The organism is Halobacillus sp. A5 (assembly GCF_024189315.1).
In the GTDB taxonomy this organism is placed as follows: Bacteria; Bacillota; Bacilli; order Bacillales; family Halobacillaceae; genus Halobacillus_A.
The window spans coordinates 228,394-250,368 of sequence record NZ_JAIZEO010000001.1; the positions used below are offsets into that span (position 1 = coordinate 228,394).

A 21,975-nucleotide genomic window follows, 5' to 3' on the forward strand; every position below is an offset into this window, starting at 1 on the left:
GGTGCTGAATAATGGCCGACTACAATGAGAAATTCTATTTAGTCCGGAGTGATATATTACCGGAAGCAATGAAAAAGACCATTGATGCAAAAGCGTTGATTGAACGAGGGAAGGCTGTCTCTATTTTTGAGGCAGTACAGCAGGTCGGTCTCTCGAGGAGTGCTTTCTACAAGTATAGAGATGCTGTTTTTCCTTTTCAGGCTATGGTCAAAGAGCAGATGATTACATTGTTCTTTCATCTTGAGGATCGTACAGGAACGTTATCAAACCTCTTGACAGCAGTAGCAGAATCAGGCTGCAACGTATTAACTATTCACCAGACCATTCCTCTGCAGGGAAAAGCAAATGTGACGCTATCATTAAATACTACAGGTATGGTATATTCTATTGAACAATTACTACAACGGCTTCATAAATTGGACTTTGTCGATCGGGTAGAGATTCTTAGTTCTGGGGCTTAGAAAGAAGGAGTTAAACACTATGCAACGAATTGGATATTTAGGACCAAAAGGGACATTTACAAAAATGGCGGTGGATGCCTTATTTAATCAGGGATCTTTTATAAGCTTTGATAGTATTCCGGCCTGCCTGGATGCGGTGGAACGAGGAGAAATCGATACAGGTGTGGTACCGTTGGAAAATGCTATCGAGGGTTCCGTACATTTAACCATTGATTATTTAATTCATCAAGTGGAGCAGTCTGTCATCGCTGAATTAACCGTTCCGATTCGCCAGCATTTACTTGTGCACCCTGAGTATAATGGAGAGGAAATTACTCATGTATACTCTCACAGTCATGCTATAGCACAATGTCATCAGTATTTATACAAAAATTATCCGGCCGCTGAATTGGAGTATACTGCATCAACCGGGCGGGCTGCTGAAGTAGTTATTGAAAAAGGAGTTCACATTGCTGCGATTGGCAATCACCTGGCTGCTGAAGAAAACGGCTTGAAAATATTGACCCCTAATATTCACGATTATGATAACAACCATACTCGGTTTGCTGTAGTTCAGAAAACACCAAAGAAACTGGAAGTAAAAGACCATCCGGTTACGACCCAAAAAACAACAGTAATGGTTACGCTTCCTAAAGATTTTGTAGGAGCGCTCCATCAAGTCCTGGCCGCATTTGCATGGAGGAAAATGAACTTATCTAAAATTGAATCACGACCAATGAAAACCGGGCTCGGCAATTACTTCTTTTTAATAGATGTTGATCAGCCTTATGATGACGTCTTATTCCCAGGAGTGAAAGCGGAGCTCGAAGCTTTAGGATGTCAACTGAAGCTCCTTGGCACGTACCCCAGCTATAATATTGATATTCCTTCACCTGTCTGCCAATAAACAGGTACAAAGTTTAAGATTAATATCTTAAACTTTCTCAGAAGGTTGAAAAAGTTTAGGTGAATCATGGTTTCCTCATTAGTACGAGAAGAAAAAGGAACTGGAAAAAGCGCCGCTTTTATGCGGGGCAGTCGGGAAGTCTCCTCGGTCTGAGACCTGTGTGGCCATTCCAGTCTGCTTGTCCCGCAGTAGTCGTCACTTTTTCAGTTCTTTTTAATCGAAAGAGACGCTCGGAGCCATTGGATTCACATAGCCTTGTAGAAAAGGACTTATAAACGTTAGTGGGTCTAGTGATCATTTTTCGGAAAAGGGTTTTAGGAAACGGCGAGACTCCTAAGGGAGAGACGAATCAGGTGTGACCCTGGAGGGCTGATAAGCCTGAAGAGGCACACCGTTCGCCCTTGGAAAGCGAGTCGTTTCCTAAAACCCTTTCCTCTTGTTTATGCAAGGAATGTTTACATTTTAAAGTAAACAATGGTTTCTCAAAAAAATGGCAGAGTTTAAGATTAACTTCTTAAACTCTTTTTTTTATGTCTTCAATAGAGCTTTTGTTCTATCACGTAGACGAAAACATTAGGCTGATTTATCATTCTTTTGTTCTTCATTGCATAAAGTGTTAGGAAACGATTATGCTCTTATACTTTATAGATCATAGGAAAGGAGTTGCAATTGTGAGAATTCACGTTGTGCAAAAAGGTGATACGCTGTGGAAAATATCAAAAAAATATGGGGTGGACTTTGAGGAATTAAAGTCAGTGAACTCTCAATTATCTAATCCTGATATGATCATGCCTGGCATGAAGATAAAAGTTCCTCAAGGAAAGAAACAAGTAAAAAAAGAGGCACCAAAGAAGGAAGCCCCTAAAAAGGAAATGCCCAAGAAGGAAATGCCTAAGAAAGAAATACCTAAAAAAGAAATGCCTAAGCCAAAACCAATGCCAAAAATAAAAGAAGATGAAAACATACCTAAGCCTGCTCCAATGATGGAAAAGCCAATGATGCCGATTCAAATGAATATGCCGATTCAAATGCCTATGGACCAGCATATGCAGAATTATTATACAACTTTTCACCTGCCTCAAATGCCTATGCCGGAAAAGCCAAAATCCAAACCGAAAGCTGCACCTAAACCGAAAACGGTAAAGCCAAAGGCAGTACAGCCTAAAACTGTGAAGCCAAACGAACCGGCACATGATCACCAAGAAAATAAAGAGTATTCTCCGCCGAAGAAAGCTCAACAGCCGGTTCAAGAGCTGCCTTATCACCAGCCTATGTCATATCATCCGACACCTTGGGATTATTTCTGGTGCCCTCCGTATCCCGGTATGGGTATGCACCACCCACACATGAATCAGCCTATGACCTCTCCAATGGCCAATCATCCTATGGGTAATATGCCAATGGAGAACCACCCTATGGGCAAAATGCCGATGGCCAATCATCCAATGGGAAACATGCCAATGGAGAACCACCCTATGGGCAATATGCCGATGGCCAATCATCCAATGGGAAACATGCCAATGGAGAACCACCCTATGGGTAATATGCCGATGGCCAATCATCCAATGAGTAATATGCCGATGGGGAACCAGCCAATGCCTTTCATGCATGGAATGGATGAAGGCGATGATTCAGAAAATCAGCCTTATATGATGGGTGACTCAAAAGGCGGGTGTGGTTGTGGCGGGAAGAAACCTATGAGCATGGGGCATGAAAATCAGCCTCCACATCAAATGATGGCCCCTCATATGAATGGTTGGTTCCCAATGATGCACGGAAACGGACAAATGGGTGATTATTTCCCTCAGGGACCTCAGCAATATACCAATTGGGAAAATGGTCAATCCTGGCAGGATGACGAGGATGAGGACTAAATTAAACAGAGGCGATTCTTATACGGATCGCCTTTTTCATTGGCTGGAAGTGAGGAAAAATCTTAGAGTAGAAAAAGTTGCAGAAATTAAACCGAAAATATTTAAGGTTATGGCAGGCGGCAACTGTTATTTACTAAAAGGTTATCGGCGTTCGAACATACTGGACCAGCAGCTGGAGTTTTTTAAAAAGTGGAATCGTGCAGCTGATTTAGCTGCAATTCCAGCAGTATTTCCCACAGGTGAACGAACAGTGAGCAAGCTAGGCTGTGAATGGGGGTTGTTTCATTGGGTAAACGGACGGCATGCCGAATTTGGACTGGAGGAGGACCGGTTAAAGGTTTATAACTGCTTGAGACAATTTCATCGTTCCACAAAAGGAGTGCAGGTTCTTTCTGTTCCGCGCGATCCTTTATATTTAAAGTGGAAGAGGAGACTCCAGCAATTTGAAGAAACGAAGGACGTTTTTATCACTCATCATCAGCAAAATTTTTATAACGAAGTTTTTTCAACGACGGAACGTCTTCTTAATGAGTTCGCGCTTCATCCCTGGGGAGAAATTGAACATTCAGCCTGGGAAAGACAACAATGGCTGCATGGCGACGTGGCGCATCACAATTTTTTAATTGATACAGAAGGGAAAGTAAAGATGATTGACTTTGACCTTCTCCACGTCGGCCCTAGACTCTACGACGAAATTCAATTAGCTCATAGATATTTGCCGTTTCTTGAACATGAAAAGGCATCTTTTCTACAGTTATTCCGCCAAGTGGAGGACCCCAGGATGTGGCTCAAAGGCGTTTTAGTTCCAGCAGACCTGATCCGTGAATGGCTGTATGGTTATAATAAGTATAGAAAAGGCGATGGTACCCTGATCAGTCATATGAATAAGTTTGAAACAGCTTGGAATCGAAGAAAACCGTTTGTCCGTTATACAGAATTCATGCTAAGATAAAGAATATCTTGAGTGTGAAAGGATGAACATGCAAGTGAATCAAAAAGTTGAAGAAATTGTACAATGGTTAAGAAAGCAGGCAGAACAAGCTAATGTAAAAGGTTTGCTGGTAGGTGTAAGTGGAGGAATTGATTCTGCTGTGGTTGCTCATTTAATTAAGCGTGCATGTCCTGATCACTCTTTAGGTGTGATCATGCCGTGTAAGAGTAATCCAGATGATCAAGCACATGCAGAAAAAGTTATTGAGTCCTGCGGCATTCAATCAATGACAGTTGATCTAACGGAAACCCACACCGTCATGTTCGGAAAAATTGTAAATAAGTTAAAGGAAAGTGAATCGTTTAATGAAGAACACGTACAGATCGCGGATGCGAACCTGCGTGCCAGACTGAGAATGAGTACCCTTTACACAGTCGCCACCAATCACCGCTATCTTGTGGTAGGAACCGATAATGCTGCTGAATGGTATACAGGTTACTTCACTAAGTATGGGGATGGAGGAGTAGATTTAGTACCTCTCGTTAACCTTACGAAAGGTGAAGTGAGGGAAATGGCTGAAATCCTTGGAGTCCCTGATGAAATTGTAAACAAACAACCTAGTGCAGGATTATGGGAAGGCCAGACAGATGAAAATGAAATGGGTACAAGTTACGATATGATTGATCGTCATTTAAAAGGAAAGAATATTCCGGAGAAAGACAGAGAGATCATTGAAGCGATGCATAATCGTACGAAACATAAGCGTTCCATTGCTCCCGGTCCTCCACAATAAAATACCTTATATTAACAGACTAAAACAGTCTCCTTTTTCAAATAGTATGGGAAAAAGGAGATTGTTTTTTATGTATTATAAAATTGGATGTTTATTTTTATTAGTATTAGCATTGAGTGGATGTACAAATGATGTTCCTGACAAAACTGAAGAAAGTCAGAGTGAAGAGCTTTATCAGCCTATAGAGTACTCTGAAGATGAAGGAAAGAAAGAAGGTAGTCAGATACCAACTGGAGAGGATCAGTTTTTTAAACGATCCAGTCAGGATGAAATGCGCGAGTCTAAGTATTCAGAAACTACACGCGGTCATGATAATTCTTTTAACAACGAAGAATCCATGGCAATTACACAAGAAGTAAATGAATTAAAAGAAGTGACAATGACCCAGGCCTTTACAAATGGAGAGAAAGCCTATGTTGCTGTAATGGTTAACCCCTACGATTGGCGCGATGAAGATATTGAAGAAAAAGTGCTTGAAAAGGCTGAAGGTGTAACTGATCTACCTGTGGTCGTATATACAAACATTAATTCGTGGGATAAAAAGAAAGATGAAAATGCGAGAAGAGCTGCTGATGAAGCCCCTGACAAAGTAAGAGAAAGAATTCGAGATTTTTTTAAAGAGAATGAGGAAGAGTAGCTCATTTAAGCAGAAATGAAATATGTGATATATTGGTATAGGATAAAGAATTGCTCCAGGGGAGGAGATACCTATGGCTGGTCATTCCAAATGGAATAATATTAAGCGTCGTAAAGGCGCTCAAGATGCAAAGAAAGGCAAATTATTTATGAAGCATGCCAGAGAAATTTTCATGGCGGCAAGGGAAGGCGGCGGAGACCCTGAGATGAATGCAAACCTCCGTATAGCTGTAGATAAAGCTAAGTCTAATAACATGCCGAATGACAATATCGACCGTGCAATTAAAAAGGCGACCGGTAATCTTGACGGCGTAAACTATGAAGAGTTTACTTATGAAGGGTACGGACCTGGCGGTGTGGCTGTTATGGTAAAAGTGTTAACAGATAATAAGAATCGTACGGCAGCCGAGGTGCGTCACGCTTTTAATAAAAATGACGGAAACCTTGGGGAAAATGGCTGTGTCGCTTTTATGTTCAATAGAAAAGGGTATATGGTGATCGACCGGACTAAAGTCGAAGTTGATGAAGATGAGCTCCTTTTAGAAGTGATAGAAGCTGGCGGAGAAGAATTAGAATCTCATGAAGAGCATTTTGAAATCTATACAGCTCAAGAAGATTTCAGAGAAGTGAAATCAGCTTTAGAAGCAAGTAGTTATACGTTCCAGTCTGCAGAAATCACTATGATTCCTGCGACTTATACTCACCTTAACGAGGACGGTGCTTCTAAAATGCTGAATTTAGTTGATATGCTTGAGGATAACGATGACGTGCAGGAAGTGTATCACAATTTAGACGTCGATGAAGAAGTGTTAGAGAAACTATCATAAATATAGAGCTCCTTATTATAAAAGCTGTTGTTTCGGATCATACTAAAGACAACAGCTTTTTTATGAGGAGGAAAAACCGTGCATACGATATGGATGTCAACGGTGTTGATCATTAGTTTGGTCCTGCAGCCTTCAGCTGTCAATACAGAGAAGAATGCCAGTGACCACAGTTTTGTGAACGCATCAGTAGTAAACAAAGAAATTCCTGCCTTTGTTTATCAGGAACCTTTAGAGCTTAAAGTTATTTTAAAGACATATGATAATGAAGAATTAATAGATACAGAAGTTAAAAATAAAAAGATATGGGCGATGGAGGATTTTTGGGCTCAATACAAAGACTGGACGGTCGAGGGTCAGGAAATCGGGAAGATTGTTTTTCAGAGACAAGTGGATCGCACTTGAAAATAAGAGAGAAAACCGCTGAAAACTGGCGGTTTTTTTCTATGTAATGATGCTTATGCGAACATGTGCTTGTGTGTTACAATAAAGTGTAGATTATATTTTTCAGTTTAAGGGGAAATTCACCATGATCGCCTATATTAAAGGAAATGTTACTTCAATTGATGAAGATTCGATTGCTGTGGAAACACAAGGCGTAGGATATGAGATTCTCTGCCCTTCACCTTTTAATTTCCAGCAGGATTTACATAAAGAAGTGAAGATTCATACGTATCATTACGTAAGAGAAGATCAGCAGCTTCTATTTGGGTTTAAGAAGAAAGAAGACAAGCTATTGTTCTCTAAATTGTTAAATGTATCGGGTATCGGTCCTAAAGGAGCACTTGCTATTTTAGGAAGTGTCAGCGTGCCTGAGTTTGTTTCAGCTATTGAACAGGAAGACGACAAATATTTAACTAAATTTCCCGGGGTAGGAAAGAAAACAGCTCGTCAGATGATACTTGATTTGAAAGGAAAGCTGATTGTCTGGCTGCCTGATGAGCAGAATGAGCAGACGATTTTCTATCAGGAAGAAGGATCTGATAAACAGAAGCGCGAACGAATCGACGAAGCTTTAGAGGCACTAAAAGCACTTGGATATTCAGATAAAGAACTTAAGATGGTTCAGCCCGAACTTGCTAAAGCAAACCATGGAAATGTGGATGATTACATTAGACAAGGTTTGCAGCTGCTTATGAAGGTGTAAGAGAAAGGAGGATAAAATATAATGGAAGAACGGATGATTTCAGGCGAATTGCAGGATGCCGAACAGGACATAGAGTTAAGCTTACGGCCTGAGTGGCTTAAACAATATATTGGGCAGGATAAAACTAAAGAAAACTTACGTATCTTTATTGAAGCAGCAAAAATGCGGGAAGAACCTTTAGATCATACTCTGCTCTTTGGACCTCCTGGACTTGGAAAAACAACACTTGCCTCCATTATTGCCAATGAAATGAATGTACAGTTCAGAACAACAGCGGGTCCGGCTATCGAACGTGCGGGAGATTTAGCGGCTATTTTATCTTCGCTGGAAGCTGGGGACGTACTCTTTATAGATGAAATTCATCGGCTGCCCCGCTCTGTAGAAGAGATATTGTATCCGGCGATGGAAGATTTCTGTCTGGATATCGTCGTGGGAACCGGACCAAGTGCACGATCTGTAAGGCTCGATCTGCCTCCATTTACATTAGTAGGGGCGACCACACGTGCAGGTCTGCTTTCTGCTCCTTTAAGGGACCGTTTTGGGGTGCACAGCAGGCTGGATTATTATGATGCCGGGGCACTTTGTGAGATTGTAGAAAGAACATCTGAGATCTTTCAAATAGGCATTGAAAAGGATGCTGCCGTAGAAGTCGCACGCCGATCAAGAGGAACTCCCAGAATTGCCAACCGTCTTCTTAAACGGGTGCGCGATATTGCTCAGGTAGGTGGAGAATCTGTCATTTCAAATGTGACAACACAAAGGGCTTTAAAAATGCTTCAAGTCGATGAAGAAGGTCTTGATCACATTGATCACAAATTTCTAATTGCGATCATCGACCAATTTAAAGGAGGCCCGGTAGGTCTGGATACGATATCCGCTACCATTGGAGAGGAATCTCAGACGATCGAGGATGTATATGAACCGTTTCTTCTGCAAACTGGATTTATTCAGCGCACCCCGAGAGGAAGAGTTGTAACTCCAAAAGCATACTCACATTTTAACCGGGAGGTGCCAGGCTCTTGACGGGCATGGGGAAAATCTTTATTGTAATAGGGGTTGTATTTATTGTGATCGGCATCATATGGAGTTTATTCGGTAAGCTGCCAGGCGATTTCAGCTTTAAAAAGGGTCCAGTTACCGTTTATTTTCCAATTATGACATCGATCATTGCAAGCGTCGTATTAACGCTTATTTTTTATTTAATTAGTAAAATGCGATAGGAATAGGAGCATCACATGGACATAAATGCATACGATTTTCATTTACCCGAGGAATTAATTGCGCAGGTTCCTTTAAAGGATCGATCTTCTTCCAGGTTAATGGTGCTGGATCGACAGAATCAAACCACAGACCATAAGCATTTTAGTGATATCTCTCACTTTTTAAAAAAGGGAGACTGTCTCGTTCTCAATGATACACGTGTTCTTCCAGCCCGCTTATATGGTGCTAAAGAAGATACAGGTGGAAAAGTAGAAGTACTTCTGCTTCATCAAACTGACCGGGATGAATGGGAGGTTCTCGTAAAGCCTGCCAGGAAGGTAAAGGAAGGAACAAGAATTATATTTGGGGAAGGACAGCTGACAGCTGAGTGCACGGGCACCCAGGAGCACGGCGGGAGAATTGTAAAGTTTTCCTACCAGGGCATCTTTCTTGAAGTATTGGAATCACTTGGTGAAATGCCGCTTCCTCCGTATATTAAAGAGCAGTTGTCTGATCAGGAAAGATACCAGACAGTTTATGCAAAAGAGGAAGGCTCTGCTGCAGCACCTACAGCGGGACTTCATTTTACTACGGAACTACTTGAAGAATTGCAGAGAAAAGGAGTGGAAATTGTTTATCTGACTCTCCACGTTGGTTTAGGCACATTTCGCCCGGTTAGTGTGGAATCAGTAGAAAAACACGAAATGCATGCTGAGTTCTATACCTTAAGTGAAGAAGCAGCACAAAAACTGAATGAGGTTAAAGTAAGTGGCGGCAGGATTATATCAGTAGGAACCACATCCACTCGCACACTTGAGACAATTATGCGTGATCATGGTAGGTTTAAGGAGGCCAGTGGATGGACTGATATATTTATTTATCCTCCCTATCAGCTGCAGGCAATCGACGGCTTAATTACAAACTTTCATTTGCCTAAGTCGACTTTAATTATGCTTGTCAGTGCTTTCGCCGGACGTGATTACATCCTGGATGCTTACAACAAAGCAGTGGAGGAACGTTACCGATTTTTCAGTTTTGGCGATGCAATGTTTATTTTTTAAGTATTGATCTTTGCAGCCTTCAAATGAAAAGAATTTTGTAATTTTTCTGCCTCCAGGCTTAGGAGAGATATCAATAAAAGGGTTTAACAAGCTGATTTTTAGAAAGAGTTAGATGGGTAGAAAGGATCGAAACAATGGCAATTACCTATGAATTAATAAAAACATGCAAACAGACCGGGGCCAGGCTTGGACGTGTTCATACTCCCCACGGTTCATTTGAGACGCCGATGTTTATGCCTGTCGGAACGTTGGCTACTGTAAAGACAATGAGCCCGGAAGAATTGGAGCAGATGGGAGCTCAAATTATTCTTTCAAATACGTATCACCTATGGCTCCGGCCAGGAGAAGATATAGTAGAGGAAGCTGGCGGGCTCCATCAATTCATGAATTGGAACGGCTCCATTTTAACAGATTCAGGGGGCTTTCAAGTCTTCAGCTTAAGTGACCTTCGTCAGATTGAAGAAGAAGGTGTGCATTTTAGAAATCATATTAGCGGAGAGAAGCTTTTTCTTTCTCCAGAAAGAGCGATGAGTATCCAAAATTCATTAGGTGCTGATATTATGATGGCTTTCGATGAATGTCCACCTTACCCTGCTGAATATGATTATATGAAGAAATCAGTAGAGCGGACAAGCCGGTGGGCAGAGAGGTGTCTTGAAGGTCACAAGCGTCCTCATGATCAGGGTTTGTTTGGTATTGTGCAAGGCGGCGAATATGAAGAGCTGCGCACCCAAAGTGCAAAAGATCTTACATCGATGGATTTTCCGGGTTATGCGATTGGTGGATTATCTGTAGGTGAACCGAAAGATGTTATGAATCGGGTTCTTGATTTTACGGCCCCCCTTCTGCCTGTTAAGAAACCACGCTATCTTATGGGTGTGGGATCGCCTGATTCCTTGATTGACGGAGCGGTTAGAGGAATTGATATGTTTGACTGCGTACTTCCGACGAGGATTGCAAGAAATGGAACACTTATGACCTCTAAAGGGAGATTAGTAGTAAGGAACGCTAAGTTTGCACTTGATTTCCGGCCGATTGATGAAGAGTGTGATTGCCATACATGCCGTAATTACAGCCGTGCTTATATCCGTCATTTAGTAAAGGCTAATGAAACGTTTGGTTTCAGGCTTACTACTTATCATAACCTGTATTTTCTGTTAAACTTAATGAGGCGAGTTCGTGAAGCCATTAGAGAAGATCGACTCGGGGACTTTAGAGAAGAATTCTTTGAAAAGTATGGTTTCAACAAACCAAACGCAAAGAACTTTTAGAAAGGGGGAATACGAATGGACACACTATTAGGATTGTTACCGATTATCTTAATGTTTGTCATTTTCTACTTCTTGCTGATCCGCCCTCAGCAGAAAAAACAAAAGAATGTTCAAAATATGCAGGCGGAGTTGCAAAAAGGAGATAGAGTTATTACAATTGGAGGCCTTCATGGCACGATTCATGCCATTGACGAGAATACTCTGATCGTTAGTGTACAGGATGGGTCTCAGTTGAAATTTGACCGCTCTTCAGTAAGAGAGAAACTGAACCAGGACTAAAGATTAAGCGATATTAGGTCTGTTTTTTATAAGACAGACCTGGGCTTATCTACATACGCTTAACTAATCGCCTGAGGCAGCCGGAATTTTTCCGGCTGCCTGTTTTTCATTATCCCTCAAACTAATAATTCTGTACGGTTCATTCATTTATAAATCAATACCATAATTAAAGTTGAGATTGAAGTCAGATAAAAGTCAGTGGAAGTATCATGTCGTTTCTCCAGCCAAAAGTATAAAGCCCTGCAATGTATCACTAGGTACGCCTTTGCGGCATATTTATACCTATCATTCCTCCAAGAGAAGCTGCCAGCAATAACCCTCCGAAATAGCTTAATTGAGCAAGTGATACCCACCTGTTTTCGAAAACAATTTGAAAGAGCATCATAATAACTATAAATATAAAACCTGTTAACAATCCTGTAAGCCAACCCTTCTGCTGTCCTTTATAAGCAGCGAGCAAACCTCCAAAAGCAAGAATAGATAATCCAGCAATTAAAGAAATCTGATTTAAAGTATGCGTATCCAAAGTAGTGAATCTTAGTAAGCTGGCTAAAATGGCTGAAAACAGGATCATTAGTATAAATATAGAACCAACACCATACCCAAGTACTCCTTGTAAAAATCTTTTCATTTCTTCCGCCCCCTTAATTAGCATGTCTTCCTTACTATATGCATGAAGATAGTGAAGATAGAAGTAGATATTTAGACGAGCTTTTGAATAGATATAAAAAAAGCACGTGTAAAGGGGAAGGTCTATGACCACTTTGGTTACCGTTATAATTTTCGTAATCAGTTACTGCTTACTTATGATTGAAAAATGGAACCGAGCAACTATTGCTTTAACTGGAGGAGTCCTTCTGCTTATTTGTAATGTATACGAATGGGAGGATGCTTTTGGATTTATTGACTGGGACACGATTGCGTTATTGTTTTCAATGATGGTCCTCGTTTCTATTACAAAGAGAACAGGAATCTTTACTTATGTAGCCATACGGTTAGCACAATTAGTCAAAGGCCGTCCTGTGCCCCTTCTCGTGGTGTCCGCTTTATTTACTGCTGTGGGCTCTGCATTTCTTGATAATGTCACCACCGTTTTATTATTTGTTCCGGTCCTTCTTTCTTTAGTAAAGCAATTACAGCTTCCTTCATTTCCCTTTCTTCTCACAACGATATTTGCTTCAAATATTGGAGGGGCAAGTACTCTAATCGGAGATCCGCCAAATATTATGATCGGACAGGCGGTCGAGCATTTTACATTTTTATCATTCCTTAATCATATGGGCCCGGTAGTGTTTGTTATTTTTGTGATCACTGTATCCATTCTAGTTTTTTTATTTAAAAATAAACTTCATTACAATCAAAGACTGGCCGAACAATTCATGACAGAGGATGCGAACAAATATTTAGAAAAAAATCAATTACTATACCGCTCGCTTTCTGCCCTTTTTCTAACAATAGCAGGCTTTATGCTGCATCCATTTATTCACATGGATATTACAACTATAGCTGTGAGCGGAGCCCTGTTATTATTATTTACAACAGATCATCTACTGGAAGTAGAAGAAGTATTTCAAGAGGTAGAATGGGTCACTTTATTCTTCTTTATGGGGCTGTTTATGCTGGTCGGGGGTCTTCAGACTGTGGGGCTTATAGACGAATTAGCAAGAGGGATGATCTGGCTTTCGGACGGGGATCTGCCATTTACATCTTTAATGATGCTGTGGAGCTCAGGGATCATTTCAGGAGTGGTGGACAATATTCCATTTGTAGCTGCAATGATTCCTGTCGTTCAAGAGCTGCAGAGCTATGGAATGATGAATGTGGATCCCATTTGGTGGTCACTTGCTTTAGGAGCCTGCCTGGGAGGCAACGGCACGTTAATAGGCGCTTCTGCCAATGTAGTGGTTGCAGGACTTGCTGCCAGCTATAGGGAACCTATTCCCTTTGTCAAATTCGCAATGTATGGAATACCGCTGCTGGTATTATCGCTCATTATTTGTTCTTTCTATATATTCTTTAGATATTTAATTCCCTTTCTATAATAGAAAGGGAAAAGTTAGGTCATCTTAAACGTGTAGAGTTTAAGAAGGGCTGAGGATAGTAATGATACTGGAATTGGTTATTCGGACGGTAATTACTTATTTATTTATATTAGTGATTTTTAGACTGATGGGAAAACGGGAAATCGGTGAACTTAGTGTAATGGATTTAGTCGTATTCATCATGCTTGCAGAAATCGCCATTTTTCTAATTGAAAAACCGGAGTCGTCTATTTGGCAGGCTATTATCCCTATGAGTGTGCTTCTTAGTATACAATGGGGCAGCGCCATTTTATCATTAAGAAGCAAGAAGTTTCGCGACTGGTTTGACGGTAAGCCCTCAGTATTGATTAGACACGGGGAAATTGATGAGCAGGAAATGAGGAGGCAGAGGTACAATTTCTCTGATTTATTATTACAATTAAGAGAACAGGAGGTTCAGCATTTAGAAGATATTGACTTTGCTGTGCTGGAGCCCTCCGGGAAACTCTCTGTATTTAAGAAAAAAGAAAATGGTTCATCAGATTATGCCGTTGTCCTAATTGAAGATGGCCAGGTCCAATATGCAGGGTTAAAGGAGACAAAAAAAACGAAAGATTGGTTAATGAATGAAATTAAGAAAAAAGGATTTGAAACGGTGGAAGATATTTCGTTGTGCACGATTAATCTAAGTGGAGAAATCAGTATGGACGAAGATGATGAAAGGAAGTAATTGATTAATCCCCCATTTTCATTCCAGAACTTTGTTTAAGATTTTATATTTGGATGAAAAAATAGCCGGAGTCCAGGCTCTCCGGCTATTTTTTCGTTAATTTATGCCAGGGAATTAAATTCCACTCGTCTTTCGTTAATAATTTTACTTTAAATAAGAGATAGAGATATACCACGGCTAAGATAAAGGCCACACTTAACAATTCGACTAGAGGATTTGCAGAAAAGTAGTTCTGTTCATTAAGGAGGTACCCCAACCCGCCTGTTAAAGCAAGCACAGTAATAAATGTGAACACCATCTTATAAGGAAATTTAAAGCTTGTAGCTCTTATTAACGCGGCCAGGTGTAAAAGGGTTACGATCACGGCACCGACAACCATAGCAATAGCCACACCATTGATGCCAAACTCCGCACGTGAACTTAACCCTGCCAGTACAGCAAATTTAACGGCAGCCCCGATTAATGTATTCCACATTGCGGCTTTAGCAAGGTCAAGCGCTTGTAAGCTTGCCTGCAGAGGTGTCTGTATATAGTGCAGAAGGAAGAAGGGAGCCATGAATTGTAATAGGAATACTCCTTGATCAGTACCGTAAACTACAGATAATACAGTTGCGGGAAATAGAACATAGATCACTGTAACTAACCCGCCTGAGGCAAGGGAGAGCCTAATCGCCTGTAATATTCGGTAATTAATGGTTCCGTATTGTTGTTTAGCAGCAGACTCACTTATAGATGGAACAAGTGAGACACCTAAAGCGTGGGTGAGAAAAGTAGGGAGAAATAATAATGGCAGAATGTAACCGGTCAAACCCCCATACAGCTTAGTTGTTTCTATCGCAGTAATTCCGGCAATCGCTAAACTTTGAGCTACGATGATGGGTTCAAAAAAATAGGTTAGAGACCCAATTAACCGGCTTCCCGACGTAGGAAGTGCGATCGTCATTAGTTGCTGCAAAGTCTGTCTGCCTTCCCGAATATGTTTAATCCATGCTTTTCTCCACTTAAACGTTTTATGAATAGAGAACTGTCTGGTCATATATAGAAGTGAAACCAGTTCTCCTATAATAACTGCGATCATAGCACCTGCAGCAGCATACTGAACACCGTAAGGATAAAAAAGCTTTGTTAAGAACGCTACAGTAGTAATTCTGACAATCTGTTCTATAACTTGAGATACAGCTTGAGGCTTCATGTTCTGCCGCCCTTGGAAATAGCCTCTAAGTACGGCTGAGACTGCTGTTATCGGAATAATAGGGGTAACCGCGAGCAGAGGAGCCATGGCACGAGCATCTGTTAAGAAATACTGGGCGACAATTGGGGCGAATAAGAAAAGTCCTATAGTAAAGAAAATGCTTAAGCTTCCGGTAATGGTCAGTGAAATAATTAAAATACGTTTAATTTGTGCTTCGTCGCCATTTGCTTCGGCTTCAGATACTCGCTTTGAAATAGCTACAGGAAGGCCGAACTGTGTGATGGTTGTTACTAATATCAGGGTGGGAAGAGCCATCATGTAAAGCCCCATTCCTTCTTCCCCCATAATTCTTGCCACAACAATTCTGTTGATAAATCCTAATAGCCGGGTGATAAGCCCTGCTGCTACCAATATTAAGGCTCCGTGTAGAAAGGTTTGTTTTGTCATCGTAGGAATCCGCCTTCTCAAAGGAATAAAATTCATATACAATGAAGTATATGCATTGAGATGGACAAGGCATGACAAGGACTTAGTGATCCTTTTCATAACTATTTAAAGGAGTGCCGTACCATGGAAGAAGCAAAACCAGTCACCCAGTGGAAAGATAGGATTATGCCTGTGTTAAACAGTAAAGCACATGAATTCAGAATGTTAGGGTACAAAAAGGCAAGTACTGAGGATGTATGGCAGTGTATGCAGAAAAAAATTTGGAAGAACAATCCTGATAAAAGGCTTTATGAAGTTGTGCAGGACATATTCCATTTGAGTAATAACCAATATGTAAGCTTTATAACAGTAGAAGCTTACCAAAATGATGACTTGATGGCATCCATTGAAGCTTTAAAACAAGGAAGCGAATCCTCAGATTAATAAGCTAATATTTGTTATATGCAAAATTAGTAGTAGAATGGTAAAAGAACTAAAGTTTTGTATAAAGATTACATAAGCTGTGTTGGGTAAAAGTAGAAGGAGGCAGAGAAAGATATGGTGAAAAGAGGGCGGATCGTTGCCTTTTTTCTAGCCGTTATAATAATAGCAGCTACGATTGGCACAACGGTTACTGGAGTAACAAAGGATATAAACCTTGGACTGGACCTGCAGGGTGGGTTTGAAATTCTTTATGACGTAGAAACGATCGATGAAGATCAGGAGGTTAACCAGCAGGTACTTGAATCTACAGTTGAATCGTTGTATGAACGAGTCGATGTATTAGGAATAAGTGAAACTAATATTTCTATTGAAAGTGGAGATCGAATCCGCGTTCAATTAGCAGGTGTGGAAGACCAGCAGGAAGCGCGGGATCTGCTTTCAACGACTGCCCAGCTCTCCTTCCGTGATGTTGAAGGTAATGAGTATATGGATGGATCAGATATAAGAGAGGGCAGTGCACAGCAGACATACGATCAAAACAACTCCCCTATTGTTTCGTTAGAAGTGAAAAGTGCTTCTGAGTTTTATGATGTAACACAGGAAATCTCAAATAAAGAACCAGTTGAAGGCGCTACATATCCACCGAATTTATTAGTGATCTGGCTGGATTATGACGAAGATATTTCTTTTGAAGAAGAATATGGATCTGAGGATCCGGCTTACGTTTCTGCTCCTCAAGTTAGTGAGGGAATCCGGAGCAATACGGTCCAGATCGAAGGGGATTTTTCTCAGGAATCCGCTCAGCAGCTGGCCGATATATTAAATGCAGGTTCTCTTCCTGTTGAGCTGGAAGAGACGTATTCTACATCAGTAGGCGCCCAGTTCGGGGAGCAGGCGATGGACAAAACGATATATGCAGGGATTATTGGTGTAGGATTAATTTTTCTCTTTATGCTTTATTATTATCGTTTTCCTGGAGTAATATCTGTCGTAACTTTGTCAGCCTATATTTACCTTATACTCGTCGTGTTTGAACTTCTAAATGGGGTGCTCACCCTTCCGGGAATTGCGGCATTAATCCTTGGTGTAGGGATGGCGGTTGACGCTAATATAATTACGTATGAACGTATAAAGGAAGAATTAAAAGCTGGGAAATCAGTGATGTCCGCTTATAGGTCAGGTAACAAACGATCATTAGCCACAATATTAGATGCGAACATAACTACACTTATTGCAGCTGCTGTACTCTTTGCTTTCGGTACGAGTTCAGTAAAAGGTTTTGCAACGATGTTAATTGTGAGTATATTAGTCAGCTTTGTTACAGCTGTATACGGAACGAGGCTGATGCTTGGACTATGGGTGAAAAGCCGCTTCTTAACTAAAAGGCCAGGCTGGTTTGGTGTAAAGAAAGACGATATTCATTCTCTTGCTGAAGGAGAAACCGTCGAGCCCAAGTTTATGAATCGCAAGCTGGATCTTATTCAGCATAGGAAGAAATTCTTTGCTCTTTCCTTAGCTTTGCTTGCCGCAGGGGCTATAGCTCTGGGAATCTACAAGCTTAATTTAGGTATTGATTTCACAAGTGGGTCCCGCGTAGAGATTCTGGCAGATGAACGTATTTCTTCAGAAGAAGTGGAAGAAGCATTTGAAAACGAGTTAGGGGTTTCACCGAAGCAGATTGTACTTTCTGGTGAAAACGATGATATTGCCGTTACCCGCTTCGAAACTGAACTTCCACAGGATAAGATTGCAGAGATTCAGGATTATTTTTCTGAAGAATATGGAAGCAGTCCTAATGTAAGCACCGTATCTCCGGTGGTAGGACAGGAACTTGCAAAGAATGCTGCTCTTGCTGTACTGTATGCCTCAATTGGTATCATAATCTACGTTACATTTAGGTTCGAGTTCTTTTTTGCACTCACTGCGATCATTGCATTACTGCATGATGCGTTCTTTATTATCGCATTGTTTAGTATTACAAGGCTCGAATTTGATATAACGATTATTGCAGCCATCTTGACGATAGTCGGTTATTCAGTCAATGACACAATCGTAACGTTTGACCGTATCCGCGAGAATCTTAAATTTAAGCAAAAAGTGAAATCGTTCGGCGAACTGGCGAAAGTCGTAAATGACAGTCTGCTTGAAACGATGGCCCGAAGTTTAAACACTGTTTTAACTGTGGTTTTCGCTGCAGCTATGTTATTCATCTTTGGCGCTTCTTCAATAACAAACTTCGCTTTTGCTTTAATTGTTGGACTGATTGCGGGGACGTATTCCTCTCTATTTATCGCTGCACAACTGTGGCTGGTCTGGAGAGGTAAAAATATTAAAAACAAACCAATAGAATACGTGAAAAAGAAAAAATCAGGAGGACCTCAAGTTTAATGAGCAGGGCTGCCATATTCAGGCGGCCTTGTTTTATTTGGTTATATGGATTTGGAAAAGGGTATAGTTATTGTGAATAGCTTCTAGAGGAGGGGAAAATTTGAAAGGTCAAACATATTTTATTTTTGCACTTATAATCGCTATATTAATAGCTGTATTTGCTGTCATTAATGTAGGATCTGTACAAGTGAATTATCTTTTTGGAACTGGAGAAGCTCCATTGATTCTAGTTATTCTTGGTTCAGTGCTGATGGGGGGGCTGATTACTTTTTCTGTGGGTGCGGTCAGATTCTACAGAATGAAGCGTGAAAATAAAAGTCTGCGAAGCCAGTTGAATTCTGGTCTTCAAGAGAGCACTACGCCTTCTAGAAGAAGTAGAAAGAATGAAAGGCTGGCATCGACTGACAGCGAAAACGAAAATGAAAAACATACGAACTAAACTTGTTTGCTACCCCTGACTGCGTCTAGTATAATAGATGGGTCAGGGGTGAATGTATGTTAAAAAGCAAAACAAAATGGAATTTTACATATAAAGATACGGATGCAGATGAAGGAATGACAGGTCTTGCCGGCGTCTCCGATTTAACCAGTCAGTTGTTACAAAGAAGAGGTATAACGGAGGAGGATAAAGCGGCCCGCTTCCTTCAGCCTTCCATGAAGGATTTCTATGATCCTTATCTGCTTGACGGCATGAAAGAATCTATAGCTAGAGTTCAATCTGCCATTGAACAGGGTGAACATATTCTTGTTTATGGTGATTACGATGCGGATGGTGTAAGTTCTACAACTGTCATGATAGAAGCACTGAAAAAAGCTGGTGCGATCTGCGATTATTATATTCCCAATCGGTTTACCGAAGGCTATGGACCTAATGAAGCTGCTTTTCTTCAAGCTGCAGAAGATGGTTTCAGTGTAATTATTACGGTTGATAATGGAATAGCGGGAACTCATGAAGCCGAAGTAGCAAAGCAGGTCGGAATAGACTTAATTATTACGGATCACCACGAAGTTCAAGAAACACTTCCTGATGCTTTTTCTATTATTCATCCAAAAACATCGCGCGAATATCCTTTTAAAGAATTAGCAGGGGTAGGGGTGGCTTTTAAATTTGCCCATGCCCTCTTAGGGGAAATTCCCACTTATCTGTTAGATATGGTTGCCATTGGTACTATTGCGGACCTTGTTCCATTAAAAGACGAAAATCGCTCCCTCGTATATTTAGGGTTAAAAGCTCTCAATCAGTCAAACCGGGTGGGACTTCGTGCGTTAAAAGAAGTATGCGGCATAGACGGTGAAATTGAGGAAGAAACTATTGGCTTCACCATTGGCCCCCGTGTAAATGCTGTGGGACGTCTGCAGGATGCTTCGCCGGCTGTTGACTTATTTTTAACAAATGATGCAGCAGAGGCTGGTCATTTAGCTGGTTTTATTAATGAGTTGAACCAGGAACGACAAAAAATAGTTACCCAGATTGCTAAAGAAGCAGAAGAGCTTCTTCTCAGCGGAGAACAGCCTCTGAACGAAGTAATCGTTGTAGCTAAAGAGAATTGGAACCCTGGTGTATTAGGAATTGTTGCTTCTAAATTAGTACGTCAATTTGACAGACCTGCTATTGTGCTCGGAATTGACCCGGAGCAAGGATACGCTAAGGGGTCAGCGAGAAGTATAGATGCTTTTGATTTATTTCAAAATTGTATGGAAGTAAGAGACCAGTTTATTCATTTCGGCGGCCACGCCCAGGCTGCAGGGATGACGCTCTGTATCGAAAATATAGATGAAGTAAGAAAGCAGTTGTGCGAAAAAGCGCAGGAGAAGCTGAGTGAAGATGATTATCAGCAGGTTCTCAGCATAGAAATGTCATTAGATATGAGTGACGTGACGATTCAGCAGATTCAGGAGATTAATAAGCTTCGGCCTTTTGGGATGGGAAATCCAAAACCATTGTTTCATTTTAAAGAGAAACCAAAAGAACTGCGTCTCATTGGCAGTCGTCAAAATCATTTAAAACTATTGTTTAAAAAAGAGCAGTCAAAGCTGGAGGGTATTGCTTTTGGTATGGGAGATTTATACACGAGAATCTCCCCAGCTTCAGAGCTTGAAGTTGTTGGTGAGCTCGGAATAAATGAGTGGAACGGGAGAAAAAACGTCCAGGTGATGGTTAAAGACTTAAAAGTACCAACCTGGCAGCTTTTTGATTACAGAGGGTCAAAGCATCTGGAGAAAAAGCTGGAATTTCCTGCGGACCAAAACGTTATGGCATTAACTTTTACAGGGGAGAAATCAGCACCGCATGGATTAAGGGTGATTAGGGTGGAGGACATTGAGAATTACCTTCATACAGCTCCTCTTCATGGTCTCGTTCTTCTAGATCTGCCAGAAAAGCTAACCGAACTTTCTTCTTCAGTTCAGCGGCTGGCACCGGATAACATTTATGCGTGTTATCAAGTCGAAAATAGTGCGTTTTTTACGTCCTGGCCTACCAGGGATCATTTCAAGTGGTTTTATGGTATGCTAATGAAGCGTAAGTCATTTGATTTAAAAAATGATCGTGAGAAGCTTTCCCTTAAAAAAGGGTGGAACGTAGGTATGATTGATTTTATTTCCCAGGTGTTTTTTGAACTGGGTTTTGTTAAAATAAAAGATGGTCTTTTGACGGTAGAGACAAACCCTCAGCAGAAAGACCTTGCTGAATCATTGGTTTATCAAGAAAGAAAAGAGCAGTTATCAGTAGAACAAGCTCTTTACTATTCTACTTATAAAGAATTAAAGGATTGGTTCGAGCAGCAGCGGAAACCGGTCAAGGAGGAAGTTTTAAATGGATTATAAACAGCATATTGCAATTGTAGAAGATTGGCCAAAAGAAGGTATCCGTTTTAAAGACATTACCCCTCTTATGGATAACGGAAAAGCATTTAAATCGGCAGTAGATGAAATTGTGGAATATTCGAAAGATAAAGAGATCGATATAGTTGTAGGCCCTGAAGCAAGAGGCTTTATTGTAGGGTGCCCGGTTTCCTATGCTCTGGAAATAGGCTTTGCCCCAGTCCGTAAAGAAGGAAAACTGCCTCGCGAAACTATTAAGGTCGATTATGGCTTGGAGTACGGAAAAGATGTACTGACTATTCATAAGGATGCTATTAAGCCTGGACAGCGAGTGTTGATTGTTGATGATCTGCTTGCAACAGGAGGTACAATTGAAGCAACTGTAAATTTGGTGGAACAACTGGGTGGAGTAGTGGCTGGATGTGCTTTTCTGGTTGAACTTACTTACCTTGATGGCCGTGATAAGCTTGAAGGCTACGATGTACTGACATTAATGCAATATTAAGTGTGAAGAGTGTCCTTAATCAGGGCGCTCTTTGTTTTAAAATTACCATTTAAACGTTTTTTCTTTACTTTTCAAGATCTTTT

General features: G+C 40.9%; 23 protein-coding genes. 21 read left to right on the plus strand and 2 right to left on the minus strand.

The annotated features are described in order from the left end of the window. Nucleotides 1-11: 11 nt before the first annotated feature. The 14 genes from LF822_RS01165 to yajC all read left to right on the plus strand — a co-directional run bounded on the left by LF822_RS01165 (nt 12) and on the right by yajC (nt 11,363). A complete protein-coding gene (locus LF822_RS01165; protein WP_253922129.1) occupies nt 12-461 on the plus strand; it encodes an ACT domain-containing protein in 450 nt (149 codons plus the stop codon). 19 nt (nt 462-480) lie between these two features. After that, a complete protein-coding gene (gene pheA, locus LF822_RS01170; protein ID WP_253922130.1) occupies nt 481-1,347 on the plus strand; it encodes a prephenate dehydratase in 867 nt (288 codons plus the stop codon). A 671-nt stretch (nt 1,348-2,018) separates the two neighbouring features. Beyond that, on the plus strand, nt 2,019-3,221 hold the full coding sequence (gene safA, locus LF822_RS01175; protein WP_253922131.1) for a SafA/ExsA family spore coat assembly protein: 1,203 nt from the start codon (nt 2,019-2,021) through the stop codon (nt 3,219-3,221). Next, complete coding sequence (locus LF822_RS01180; RefSeq protein WP_253922132.1) at nt 3,211-4,173, plus strand: aminoglycoside phosphotransferase family protein; 963 nt, start codon at nt 3,211-3,213, stop codon at nt 4,171-4,173. The genes safA and LF822_RS01180 overlap by 11 nt, the downstream gene beginning before the upstream one ends. A 34-nt stretch (nt 4,174-4,207) precedes the next feature. After that, nucleotides 4,208-4,945: an NAD(+) synthase gene (nadE, locus tag LF822_RS01185; protein ID WP_253922133.1), complete on the plus strand. Its 738-nt coding sequence runs from the start codon at nt 4,208-4,210 to the stop codon at nt 4,943-4,945. A gap of 70 nt (nt 4,946-5,015) precedes the next feature. Next, nucleotides 5,016-5,582: a YhcN/YlaJ family sporulation lipoprotein gene (locus LF822_RS01190; protein WP_253922134.1), complete on the plus strand. Its 567-nt coding sequence runs from the start codon at nt 5,016-5,018 to the stop codon at nt 5,580-5,582. Nucleotides 5,583-5,655: 73 nt separating this feature from the next. After that, a complete protein-coding gene (locus LF822_RS01195; RefSeq protein WP_253922135.1) occupies nt 5,656-6,408 on the plus strand; it encodes a YebC/PmpR family DNA-binding transcriptional regulator in 753 nt (250 codons plus the stop codon). Between the two features lie 78 nt (nt 6,409-6,486). Further along, the gene (locus tag LF822_RS01200) at nt 6,487-6,810 is read left to right on the plus strand and encodes a BofC N-terminal domain-containing protein (RefSeq protein ID WP_253922136.1); all 324 of its coding nucleotides are present in this window, start codon (nt 6,487-6,489) and stop codon (nt 6,808-6,810) included. 124 nt (nt 6,811-6,934) lie between these two features. Beyond that, nucleotides 6,935-7,552 (plus strand): Holliday junction branch migration protein RuvA, encoded by a 618-nt coding sequence (gene ruvA / locus LF822_RS01205; RefSeq protein ID WP_253922137.1) that lies wholly within the window; start codon nt 6,935-6,937, stop codon nt 7,550-7,552. Nucleotides 7,553-7,573: 21 nt separating this feature from the next. Beyond that, on the plus strand, nt 7,574-8,575 hold the full coding sequence (ruvB, locus tag LF822_RS01210) for a Holliday junction branch migration DNA helicase RuvB (protein ID WP_253922138.1): 1,002 nt from the start codon (nt 7,574-7,576) through the stop codon (nt 8,573-8,575). Further along, nucleotides 8,572-8,772, plus strand: coding sequence for a DUF2905 domain-containing protein (locus LF822_RS01215; protein WP_253922139.1), 201 nt, complete (start codon nt 8,572-8,574; stop codon nt 8,770-8,772). The genes ruvB and LF822_RS01215 overlap by 4 nt, the downstream gene beginning before the upstream one ends. A gap of 15 nt (nt 8,773-8,787) precedes the next feature. Then, the gene (gene queA / locus LF822_RS01220; protein ID WP_253922140.1) at nt 8,788-9,813 is read left to right on the plus strand and encodes a tRNA preQ1(34) S-adenosylmethionine ribosyltransferase-isomerase QueA; all 1,026 of its coding nucleotides are present in this window, start codon (nt 8,788-8,790) and stop codon (nt 9,811-9,813) included. A 134-nt stretch (nt 9,814-9,947) separates the two neighbouring features. Next, nucleotides 9,948-11,084, plus strand: coding sequence for a tRNA guanosine(34) transglycosylase Tgt (tgt, locus tag LF822_RS01225; RefSeq protein ID WP_253922141.1), 1,137 nt, complete (start codon nt 9,948-9,950; stop codon nt 11,082-11,084). Between the two features lie 15 nt (nt 11,085-11,099). Further along, a complete protein-coding gene (gene yajC, locus LF822_RS01230) occupies nt 11,100-11,363 on the plus strand; it encodes a preprotein translocase subunit YajC (protein ID WP_253922142.1) in 264 nt (87 codons plus the stop codon). A 253-nt stretch (nt 11,364-11,616) separates the two neighbouring features. On the opposite strand, the gene LF822_RS01235 is transcribed toward yajC, so the two are convergent. After that, nucleotides 11,617-11,994 (minus strand): TIGR04086 family membrane protein, encoded by a 378-nt coding sequence (locus tag LF822_RS01235; RefSeq protein WP_253922143.1) that lies wholly within the window; start codon nt 11,992-11,994, stop codon nt 11,617-11,619. 124 nt (nt 11,995-12,118) lie between these two features. On the opposite strand from LF822_RS01235, the gene LF822_RS01240 reads away from it, so the two are divergent. Together LF822_RS01240 and LF822_RS01245 are read left to right on the plus strand one after the other, a co-directional pair. After that, nucleotides 12,119-13,405, plus strand: a complete 1,287-nt coding sequence (locus LF822_RS01240) for an ArsB/NhaD family transporter (protein WP_253922144.1) — start codon at nt 12,119-12,121, stop codon at nt 13,403-13,405. Between the two features lie 61 nt (nt 13,406-13,466). Continuing rightward, nucleotides 13,467-14,114, plus strand: a complete 648-nt coding sequence (locus LF822_RS01245) for a DUF421 domain-containing protein (RefSeq protein ID WP_253922145.1) — start codon at nt 13,467-13,469, stop codon at nt 14,112-14,114. A gap of 85 nt (nt 14,115-14,199) precedes the next feature. Here the strand turns inward: LF822_RS01245 and spoVB are convergent, their stop codons facing one another. Then, complete coding sequence (gene spoVB / locus LF822_RS01250) at nt 14,200-15,753, minus strand: stage V sporulation protein B (RefSeq protein ID WP_253922146.1); 1,554 nt, start codon at nt 15,751-15,753, stop codon at nt 14,200-14,202. A 123-nt stretch (nt 15,754-15,876) separates the two neighbouring features. On the opposite strand from spoVB, the gene LF822_RS01255 reads away from it, so the two are divergent. The 5 genes from LF822_RS01255 (at nt 15,877) to LF822_RS01275 (ending at nt 21,892) form a co-directional block, all read left to right on the plus strand. After that, nucleotides 15,877-16,176, plus strand: a complete 300-nt coding sequence (locus LF822_RS01255) for a post-transcriptional regulator (protein ID WP_253922147.1) — start codon at nt 15,877-15,879, stop codon at nt 16,174-16,176. 114 nt (nt 16,177-16,290) lie between these two features. Then, entirely contained in the window at nt 16,291-18,564 is a 2,274-nt protein-coding gene (secDF, locus tag LF822_RS01260) for a protein translocase subunit SecDF (RefSeq protein WP_253922148.1), read from the plus strand. Between the two features lie 100 nt (nt 18,565-18,664). Then, nucleotides 18,665-19,003 (plus strand): LapA family protein, encoded by a 339-nt coding sequence (locus LF822_RS01265; protein WP_253922149.1) that lies wholly within the window; start codon nt 18,665-18,667, stop codon nt 19,001-19,003. A 56-nt stretch (nt 19,004-19,059) separates the two neighbouring features. Beyond that, a complete protein-coding gene (recJ, locus tag LF822_RS01270; protein ID WP_253922150.1) occupies nt 19,060-21,390 on the plus strand; it encodes a single-stranded-DNA-specific exonuclease RecJ in 2,331 nt (776 codons plus the stop codon). Beyond that, nucleotides 21,380-21,892: an adenine phosphoribosyltransferase gene (locus LF822_RS01275; RefSeq protein WP_253922151.1), complete on the plus strand. Its 513-nt coding sequence runs from the start codon at nt 21,380-21,382 to the stop codon at nt 21,890-21,892. The genes recJ and LF822_RS01275 overlap by 11 nt, the downstream gene beginning before the upstream one ends. Nucleotides 21,893-21,975 lie beyond the last annotated feature (83 nt).

Excerpts from the sequence above, each read along its gene's own strand:
- LF822_RS01165 (WP_253922129.1), top strand. The coding sequence starts at position 12 with ATGGCCGACTACAATGAGAAATTCTATTTAGTCCGGAGTGATATATTA.
- pheA (WP_253922130.1), top strand. The coding sequence starts at position 481 with ATGCAACGAATTGGATATTTAGGACCAAAAGGGACATTTACAAAAATG.
- LF822_RS01180 (WP_253922132.1), top strand. The coding sequence starts at position 3,211 with ATGAGGACTAAATTAAACAGAGGCGATTCTTATACGGATCGCCTTTTT.
- LF822_RS01190 (WP_253922134.1), top strand. The coding sequence starts at position 5,016 with ATGTATTATAAAATTGGATGTTTATTTTTATTAGTATTAGCATTGAGT.
- LF822_RS01195 (WP_253922135.1), top strand. The coding sequence starts at position 5,656 with ATGGCTGGTCATTCCAAATGGAATAATATTAAGCGTCGTAAAGGCGCT.
- ruvA (WP_253922137.1), top strand. The coding sequence starts at position 6,935 with ATGATCGCCTATATTAAAGGAAATGTTACTTCAATTGATGAAGATTCG.
- ruvB (WP_253922138.1), top strand. The coding sequence starts at position 7,574 with ATGGAAGAACGGATGATTTCAGGCGAATTGCAGGATGCCGAACAGGAC.
- queA (WP_253922140.1), top strand. The coding sequence starts at position 8,788 with ATGGACATAAATGCATACGATTTTCATTTACCCGAGGAATTAATTGCG.
- tgt (WP_253922141.1), top strand. The coding sequence starts at position 9,948 with ATGGCAATTACCTATGAATTAATAAAAACATGCAAACAGACCGGGGCC.
- yajC (WP_253922142.1), top strand. The coding sequence starts at position 11,100 with ATGGACACACTATTAGGATTGTTACCGATTATCTTAATGTTTGTCATT.
- LF822_RS01235 (WP_253922143.1), bottom strand. The coding sequence starts at position 11,994 with ATGAAAAGATTTTTACAAGGAGTACTTGGGTATGGTGTTGGTTCTATA.
- LF822_RS01240 (WP_253922144.1), top strand. The coding sequence starts at position 12,119 with ATGACCACTTTGGTTACCGTTATAATTTTCGTAATCAGTTACTGCTTA.
- LF822_RS01245 (WP_253922145.1), top strand. The coding sequence starts at position 13,467 with ATGATACTGGAATTGGTTATTCGGACGGTAATTACTTATTTATTTATA.
- spoVB (WP_253922146.1), bottom strand. The coding sequence starts at position 15,753 with ATGACAAAACAAACCTTTCTACACGGAGCCTTAATATTGGTAGCAGCA.
- LF822_RS01255 (WP_253922147.1), top strand. The coding sequence starts at position 15,877 with ATGGAAGAAGCAAAACCAGTCACCCAGTGGAAAGATAGGATTATGCCT.
- secDF (WP_253922148.1), top strand. The coding sequence starts at position 16,291 with ATGGTGAAAAGAGGGCGGATCGTTGCCTTTTTTCTAGCCGTTATAATA.
- recJ (WP_253922150.1), top strand. The coding sequence starts at position 19,060 with ATGTTAAAAAGCAAAACAAAATGGAATTTTACATATAAAGATACGGAT.
- LF822_RS01275 (WP_253922151.1), top strand. The coding sequence starts at position 21,380 with ATGGATTATAAACAGCATATTGCAATTGTAGAAGATTGGCCAAAAGAA.